Annotated in this window: 9 protein-coding genes; all 9 read left to right on the top strand. The window is 71.0% G+C overall.

Annotated elements, in window-relative coordinates:
- Positions 1-103: 103 nt before the first annotated feature.
- The 9 genes from ACWEVN_RS45215 to recO all read left to right on the top strand — a co-directional run bounded on the left by ACWEVN_RS45215 (position 104) and on the right by recO (position 6718).
- Complete coding sequence (locus ACWEVN_RS45215; protein ID WP_310972438.1) at positions 104-1447, top strand: hemolysin family protein; 1344 nt, start codon at positions 104-106, stop codon at positions 1445-1447.
- The gene (locus ACWEVN_RS45210) at positions 1440-1778 is read left to right on the top strand and encodes a cytidine deaminase (protein ID WP_290060591.1); all 339 of its coding nucleotides are present in this window, start codon (positions 1440-1442) and stop codon (positions 1776-1778) included. The genes ACWEVN_RS45215 and ACWEVN_RS45210 overlap by 8 nt, the downstream gene beginning before the upstream one ends.
- Positions 1775-2671, top strand: a complete 897-nt coding sequence (gene era / locus ACWEVN_RS45205; protein ID WP_452055380.1) for a GTPase Era — start codon at positions 1775-1777, stop codon at positions 2669-2671. Before ACWEVN_RS45210 ends, era begins: the two co-directional genes overlap by 4 nt.
- 190 nt (positions 2672-2861) lie before the next feature.
- Positions 2862-3230, top strand: coding sequence for a CD225/dispanin family protein (locus tag ACWEVN_RS45200; protein ID WP_310972442.1), 369 nt, complete (start codon positions 2862-2864; stop codon positions 3228-3230).
- A 26-nt stretch (positions 3231-3256) separates the two neighbouring features.
- Positions 3257-3610 (top strand): CD225/dispanin family protein, encoded by a 354-nt coding sequence (locus ACWEVN_RS45195; protein WP_449687848.1) that lies wholly within the window; start codon positions 3257-3259, stop codon positions 3608-3610.
- Positions 3607-4059 carry a DUF2752 domain-containing protein gene (locus ACWEVN_RS45190; RefSeq protein ID WP_310972445.1) on the top strand — a complete coding sequence of 151 codons (453 nt, stop codon included), beginning with the start codon at positions 3607-3609 and terminating at the stop codon, positions 4057-4059. The genes ACWEVN_RS45195 and ACWEVN_RS45190 overlap by 4 nt, the downstream gene beginning before the upstream one ends.
- Positions 4060-4241: 182 nt before the next feature.
- Entirely contained in the window at positions 4242-5303 is a 1062-nt protein-coding gene (locus ACWEVN_RS45185) for an RDD family protein (RefSeq protein WP_452055379.1), read from the top strand.
- A 69-nt stretch (positions 5304-5372) separates the two neighbouring features.
- Positions 5373-5828 (top strand): CD225/dispanin family protein, encoded by a 456-nt coding sequence (locus tag ACWEVN_RS45180; RefSeq protein WP_449678613.1) that lies wholly within the window; start codon positions 5373-5375, stop codon positions 5826-5828.
- Between the two features lie 59 nt (positions 5829-5887).
- The gene (gene recO / locus ACWEVN_RS45175) at positions 5888-6718 is read left to right on the top strand and encodes a DNA repair protein RecO (RefSeq protein ID WP_452055378.1); all 831 of its coding nucleotides are present in this window, start codon (positions 5888-5890) and stop codon (positions 6716-6718) included.
- Positions 6719-6721 lie beyond the last annotated feature (3 nt).

Below are 6721 nucleotides of genomic sequence, written 5' to 3'. Positions count from 1 at the left end.
GGTGCGTCCAACGCACCGAACGCCACATTGGGTGCGTCCAACGCAACCAACGCCACATTGGGGCGCTTGGGGCCAGAGCTCGGAAACGCCCTAGGCGCCAGCCATGGAACAGCTCTTCTTCGCGATCGCGCTCGTCCTCTTGGCGGGCGTGTTCGCGGCGGCGGACGCCGCGATCAGCACCGTCTCCCAGGCCCGCGCCGACGGCCTCGCCCGGCTCGGGCTGCCCGGCGCCAGCCAGCTCGCCGCCGTCGTCGCCGAACGGCGCCGGCACATCAACCTGCTGCTCCTGCTGCGCCTCGGCTGCGAACTCACCGCCACCGTGCTCGTCACGGTGTTCGTCGGTACCCGGCTCGCCCCGCTCGGCCTCGCCGTGCTGGTCGCCGCGGTCGTCATGGTCGTGGTCAGCTACGTCCTCATCGGCGTCGGCCCGCGCACCCTCGGCCGCCAGCACCCCTACCGGATCGGCCGGTACGTCGCCGGGCCCGTCCGGGTCCTCGGCTCCGTCCTCGGCCCGCTGTCCCGGCTGCTCATCCTCATCGGTAACGCCATCACCCCCGGCCAGGGCTTCCGCGAAGGCCCGTTCACCTCCGAGGTCGAGCTGCGCGAGCTCGTCGACATGGCCCAGGAACGCGGCGTCGTCGAGGACTCCGAGCGCGAGATGATCCACTCCGTCTTCGAGCTCGGCGACACCGTCGCCCGCGAAGTCATGGTGCCGCGCACCGAGATCGTCTGGATCGAGCGCACCAAGACCGTCCGGCAGGCCCTCGCCCTCGCGCTGCGCACCGGCTTCACCCGGCTGCCGGTGATCGACGAGTCCGTCGACGACATCGTCGGCGTCGTCAACATCAAGGACCTGATGACCGGCTACCTCGACCCCGACGGGCCGAGCACGGTCGTCGACTCGGTGATGAACCAGGCGTCCTTCGTCCCCGACTCCAAACGGCTCGACGAGCTGCTCAAGGAAATGCAGCGCTCGCACAACCACATGGCGATCGCCGTCGACGAGTACGGCGGCACGGCGGGCCTGCTCACCATCGAAGACGTCCTCGAGGAGATCGTCGGCGAGATCACCGACGAGTCCGACGCCGACGAGCGGCCCGAGGTCGAGGAACTCGACGGCGGCGCCGTCCGCGTCTCGTCCCGGATGACCGTCGACGACCTGGGCGAGCTCTTCGGCATCGACCTCGAAGACCACGACGTGGAGACCGTGGGCGGGCTGCTCGCGGAACGACTGGGTAGGGTCCCGCTGCCGGGGGCCGAAGCCGAGGTCGCCGGCCTTCGGCTGTTCGCCGAAGGGGGCAAGGACCGGCGCGGCCGCATGCGGATCACCTCCGTGGTCGTGCACCCGGCCGACGCCGAAGCCATGACGGACCCGGTCGACCGGACGCGCCGCCGCACGCGCCTGCCCCACCCCGACGAACGCGACAGGAGCGTCGAACATGCCTGACCTCGAGGCCGAGGACCAGAAACTCGTCACGCTGGCCCGGTCCTCGCGCGCCCGCATCCAGGCCCCCGAGGGCGCCGCGGTCCGCGACACCGACGGCCGCACCTACGCCGCGGGCACGGTCGACCAGCCGTCGTTCAAGCTCACCGCGCTCCAGGCCGCGGTCGCCGCCGCGCTCTCCAGCGGCGCCGAAGGCATCGAGGCCGCCGCCGTCGTCAGCGAAGAGGGCCTGCTCAAGGGCGCGTCCGTGCACGCGGTCCGCGACATCGCGAAGTACGCGCCGATCATCCTGGCCGCCCCGGACGGCACGGTCCTCGAGGTGCTCGAGCGATGACCGAGCACCGTTCCGGCTTCGCCTGCTTCGTCGGCCGGCCCAACGCCGGCAAGTCGACGCTGACCAACGCCCTCGTCGGCACCAAGGTCGCGATCACCTCCAGCAAGCCGCAGACCACCCGGCACGCGATCCGCGGGATCGTCCACCGCGACGACGCCCAGCTCGTCCTGATCGACACGCCCGGCCTGCACCGCCCGCGCACCCTGCTCGGCGAGCGGCTCAACGACATCGTGCACACGACGTGGTCCGAAGTGGACGTCGTCGGGTTCTGCGTCCCGGCGAACGAGAAGATCGGGCCCGGCGACAAGTTCATCGCCGCCGAGCTCCAGAAGATCGCCAAGCGGACCCCGGTCATCGGCATCGTCACCAAGACCGACCTCGTCCAGCCCCAGCAGGTCGCCGAGCAGTTGCTTGCGCTGCAGCAAGTGATGGACTTCGCCGAGCTCGTCCCGGTGTCCGCAGTGGACGGCTTCCAGGTCGGCACCCTGGCCGACCTGCTGGTACAGCAGCTGCCCGAGGGCCCGCAGCTGTACCCCGGCGGCGAGCTCACCGACGAGCCGGAGCAGACGCTGGTCGCCGAGCTGATCCGCGAGGCGGCGCTGGAAGGCGTCCGCGACGAGCTGCCGCACTCGATCGCCGTCACCGTCGAGGAGATGCTGCCCCGCGAAGGCCGCGACGACCTCGTCGACGTGCACGCGTTCCTCTACGTGGAACGGCCCAGCCAGAAGGGGATCATCCTCGGGCACAAGGGCGAACGGCTGCGCGAGGTCGGCGCCACCGCCCGCAAGAACATCGAGGCGCTGCTCGGCTCGAAGGTCTACCTCGACCTGCACATCAAGGTCGCCAAGGAGTGGCAGCGCGACCCCCGTCAGTTACGACGGCTCGGTTTCTGACCTGCGCTTTCCCCGTGCGGGGGAGCGGTGGCGGAATTCCTGGTCTCATTTCGGTCGCGGCGGGACGAAACGCGAGGCGCGCGATGATCTCGCCCCCTACAGTCGCGGCTTCGACCACACCGCGGCCGGTCGGGGCGGCCCGCGGACCCGGTGGTCGTCCGAGGAGCACGACGAAGGGGAACGACCGACCATGACCGACAGCCAGGGCATGCCCAACTACCCCGGCGACCAGCCGAACCAGCCCGGCGGCCAGCCGAACTACCCCGGTGGGCAGCCGGGCGGCTACCAGCCGGGCCCGCCCCCGAGCAACAACCTCGTGTGGGCCATCCTGACCACGATCCTGTGCTGCCTCCCGTTCGGCGTCGTGTCGATCGTGCAGGCCGCGAAGGTCAACGGCCTGTGGGCGCAGGGTCAGACGGCCGCCGCGCAGGAGGCCGCCAACTCGGCCAAGAAGTGGGCGATCATCTCGGCGATCGTCGGCGTCGCGTGGCTCGTGCTGTGGATCATCCTGATGATTGCGGGTGTCTTCACGTTCGGCACCGGCACGACGTCATACTGACGTAGCCGAGCAGCAGGAGGATCCCGGTGACCGACCAGTACCCGCCGCCGTACCCGCCCCCGGGCGGACCGAACTACGGCTACGGCTACCCGCCGCCCAACCCCTACGGGCCGCCGCCGGACAACAACATGGTGTGGGCGATTCTCAGCACCGTGCTCTGTTGCCTGCCCCTGGGTGTGGTCGCGATCGTGAAGTCCAGCCAGGTGCAGTCGCTCTGGTTCCAGGGCGCCCACGCCGAGGCGCACAAGGCCGCGGCCGACGCCCGCAAGTGGGCGATGTGGTCGGCCATCTCGACCGGGATCCTCCTGCTGCTCTACGTCGTGTTCATCGTGGTGATGATCGTGATCGTCGGCGTCAACGCGAGTCAGCTGACGCCGTGACCACGACCGTCTACACGGGATACCCGGCCCGCGGCGCCAAAGCCAAGCTGCGCGCGCTCGGCGCGCCGATGGCCGTCGCCGCCGGGCTCGGCGCGTGCTGCGTGGCGGTCTGGGTCGGCGACCCGACCACCCCGGGCGGGTTCCTGCCCGTGTGCCCGACGAAGGCGCTGCTCGGCATCGACTGCCCGGGCTGCGGCGGCATGCGGATGGCGTACAGCCTGATGCACGGCGACATCCCCGCCGCCCTGCACTACAACGCCGTGTCGTTCGTCGTCGTGCTGCTGATGGTGTGGAGCATGGCCGCGTGGATCCTCGGGCGCCTGCGCGGCCGCGCGATGGACAGCTGGCTGCACTGGCGCTGGACACCGCTGATCTTTTCCGTCGTGTTCGTCGTCTGGTTCGTCATCCGCAACCTCCCGTTCGCGCCGTTCACGGCCCTGCACGTCTGATCCCCGGCGGCCGGGAACCGGACGGCCACGGTCCGCGTCGGACGGACGACCGATTCACCCGGACAGCTGAAGCCTGGGCGGCGCGGCCGCAGGTGAACCGAGTACGCTCCCGCGGACCGGACCGACGTGGGCGGATCCGTTTCCGCGTGTCGGGGAAGTGACCAGCGAGGGGAAGACACCCAATGACCGATCCCTACGGTCAGCAGTCCTTCGGGCAGCAGCCCGGTGGCCAGCCTCCGTTCGGCCAGCCGCAGCCGGGGCAGGCGCCGTTCGGGCAGCCCGCGCCCTACGGCCAGCCGGCGCCGTTCGGGCAGCAGGCGCCGTTCGGTCAGCAGGGCAGCCCCTTCGGTCCCTCGCGGAACTACGCGAGCTGGGGGCAGCGCGCCCTCGGCTGGCTCATCGACGTCGCCCCGATCCTCGTGCTCTACGTCATCCTCGTCCCGCTCCTGTTCATCTTCGGGAACGTCGGCTCACTGTGGGTTCTGGTGGGGGTGCTCGGCTGGCTGGGCCAGATCGCCTGGACCGTCTACAACCGGTGGATCACGCAGGGCAACACCGGCCAGTCGATGGGCAAGCGGTACGCCAAGATCAAGCTCGTCCGCGAGGACACCGGGCAGCCGGTCGGCCCGGGCATGGCGTTCGTGCGCGACCTGGCACACGCCATCGACAGCGCCGTCTGCTACGTCGGCTGGCTGTGGCCGCTGTGGGACGACAAGTCCCAGACCCTCTCGGACAAGATCGTCGGCACCATCGTGGTCAACGCCGACGCGGCCGCGCCGTTCGGCCAGCCGGGCGGGCAGGCGTTCGCCGGCGGCTACCCGCCGCCGGGGCAGCAGCCCGGTCAATTCGGCCAGCCGCCCTCCGGCGGTTTCCCGCAGCAGCCCGCGTCCGGTGGTTTCCCGCAGCAGCAGCCGCAGTCCGGCGGCTTCGAGCAGCAGCCCGCGCCGGGTGGCTTCGGCCAGCCGCAGCCGGGTGGGTTCGGCCAGCCGCCGTCGTCCGGTGGCTTCGCGCAGCCCCCGCAGCCGGGCGGCTTCGGGCAGCAGCCGCTCGCCCCGCCGCCGGGTGGGGGCGCCTTCGACGAGCAGGCGGAGCGCACCCAGATGCTGCAGCCGGGCTCCGGGAGTGCCTTCGACGAGCAGGCCGAGCGCACCCAGATGCTGCGGCCCGGCACCCAGGACGAGCCCGAAGCGACCCAGAAGATCCAGCCGGGCCAGTTCGGCCAGCCGCCGAACGAGCAGCGCTGAGGAGTTCCTTCCGCACCACCGCCGGAGTTCGCCCGGCGGGAAGTTCACGAATAGTTGGGGTACAACGTCATGACCAATCCCTACGGCCAGCAGCAGCCCTACGGCCAGCAGCCGCAGCAGCCGGGCTACGGCCCGCCCTCCGGCGGCATGCCCGCGCCCTACGGCCAGCCGGCGCCGTACGGGCAGCCCGCGCCGTACGGCCAGCCGCCCACCGGCGGCTTCGGTGCCCCCGGCTACGGCATGCCCGGTGGCGGCGACATCAACGCCATCAAGGACTACAAGGGCTGGGCGATCGGCAGCATCTTCCTCTGCTGGATCCTCGCGATCTTCGCGATCATGAAGTCCAACGAGGTCCAGACGTACAAGATGCAGGGCAACTACGCGATGGCGGAACAGGCCTCGCGCACCACGAAGACGCTCTGCCTGATCGCCACCATCATCGGCGCACTGGGCTGCGTGCTGACGATCGTCTGGATCATCATCGCGGCGGTCGCCGCCAGCACCTGCTACGGCTACTACTGCTGATCCGGATTCTCCGTGGGGCGCTCCACCCCGGCATCATCCCGAAGTGGGACGATGTCGGGGTGGTGAACCTCTACCGCGACACCGGGGTGGTGTTGCGCACGCACAAGCTGGGTGAGGCCGACCGGATCGTCACCCTGCTGACGCGGCGGCACGGCAAGGTGCGTGCCGTGGCGAAGGGCGTGCGGCGGACTTCGTCGCGGTTCGGGGCCCGGCTGGAGCCGTTCGGCCACGTCGACGTGCAGTTCTACACCGGGCGCACGCTCGACGTCATCACCCAGGTCGAGACCGTCGACGCGTTCCAGCTGCCGCTGGTCGCCGACTACCAGCGCTACACCGCGGCCAGCGCGATCGCCGAAACCGCGGACCGGCTCTCGGCCGAAGAGGGCGAGCCGGTGCTCAAGCTGTACCTCCTCCTCTGCGGCGCGCTGCGGTCGCTCGCCGCCGGCGAACGCGACCCCTCGCTCGTGCTCGACGCGTTCTTCCTCCGCGCGATGTCCTACGCCGGGTGGGCCCCCGCGCTCACCGAGTGCGCTCGCTGCGGCCTGCCCGGCCCGCACGTCGCGTTCAGCGTCCCGGCCGGCGGCTCGATGTGCCAGGACTGCCGCGTCCCGGGCTCCGTGCACCCCGCGCCCGAGGTCCTCGACCTGCTCACGGCCCTGCTGCACGGCGAGTGGGAGATGGCCGAGGCGACCCTGCCCGGCACCCGCCGAGACGCGAGCGGCCTGGTCGCGGCGCACCTGCAGTGGCACCTGGAGCGGCAGCTGCGGTCCCTTCCCCTGGTCGAGCGACGCGCCCGGGAAGCTGTGCCGCCCGGGGCTTCGCCCCGAGTCGGGGGCTCCGCCACCCGCTCTCGGACGTGCACACGTCTGAACTCCAGTGAGAAGAGGTAGGAT

It is taken from the genome of Amycolatopsis sp. NPDC003861 (genome assembly GCF_053605405.1).
Note: the sequence above shows the minus strand (reverse complement) of the source record. Positions and strands in the feature narration are given on the sequence as shown.

Coding starts and splice junctions, on each gene's coding strand:
- ACWEVN_RS45215 (WP_310972438.1), top strand. CDS start 104: ATGGAACAGCTCTTCTTCGCGATCGCGCTCGTCCTCTTGGCGGGCGTG.
- ACWEVN_RS45210 (WP_290060591.1), top strand. CDS start 1,440: ATGCCTGACCTCGAGGCCGAGGACCAGAAACTCGTCACGCTGGCCCGG.
- ACWEVN_RS45185 (WP_452055379.1), top strand. CDS start 4,242: ATGACCGATCCCTACGGTCAGCAGTCCTTCGGGCAGCAGCCCGGTGGC.
- ACWEVN_RS45180 (WP_449678613.1), top strand. CDS start 5,373: ATGACCAATCCCTACGGCCAGCAGCAGCCCTACGGCCAGCAGCCGCAG.
- ACWEVN_RS45200 (WP_310972442.1), top strand. CDS start 2,862: ATGACCGACAGCCAGGGCATGCCCAACTACCCCGGCGACCAGCCGAAC.
- era (WP_452055380.1), top strand. CDS start 1,775: ATGACCGAGCACCGTTCCGGCTTCGCCTGCTTCGTCGGCCGGCCCAAC.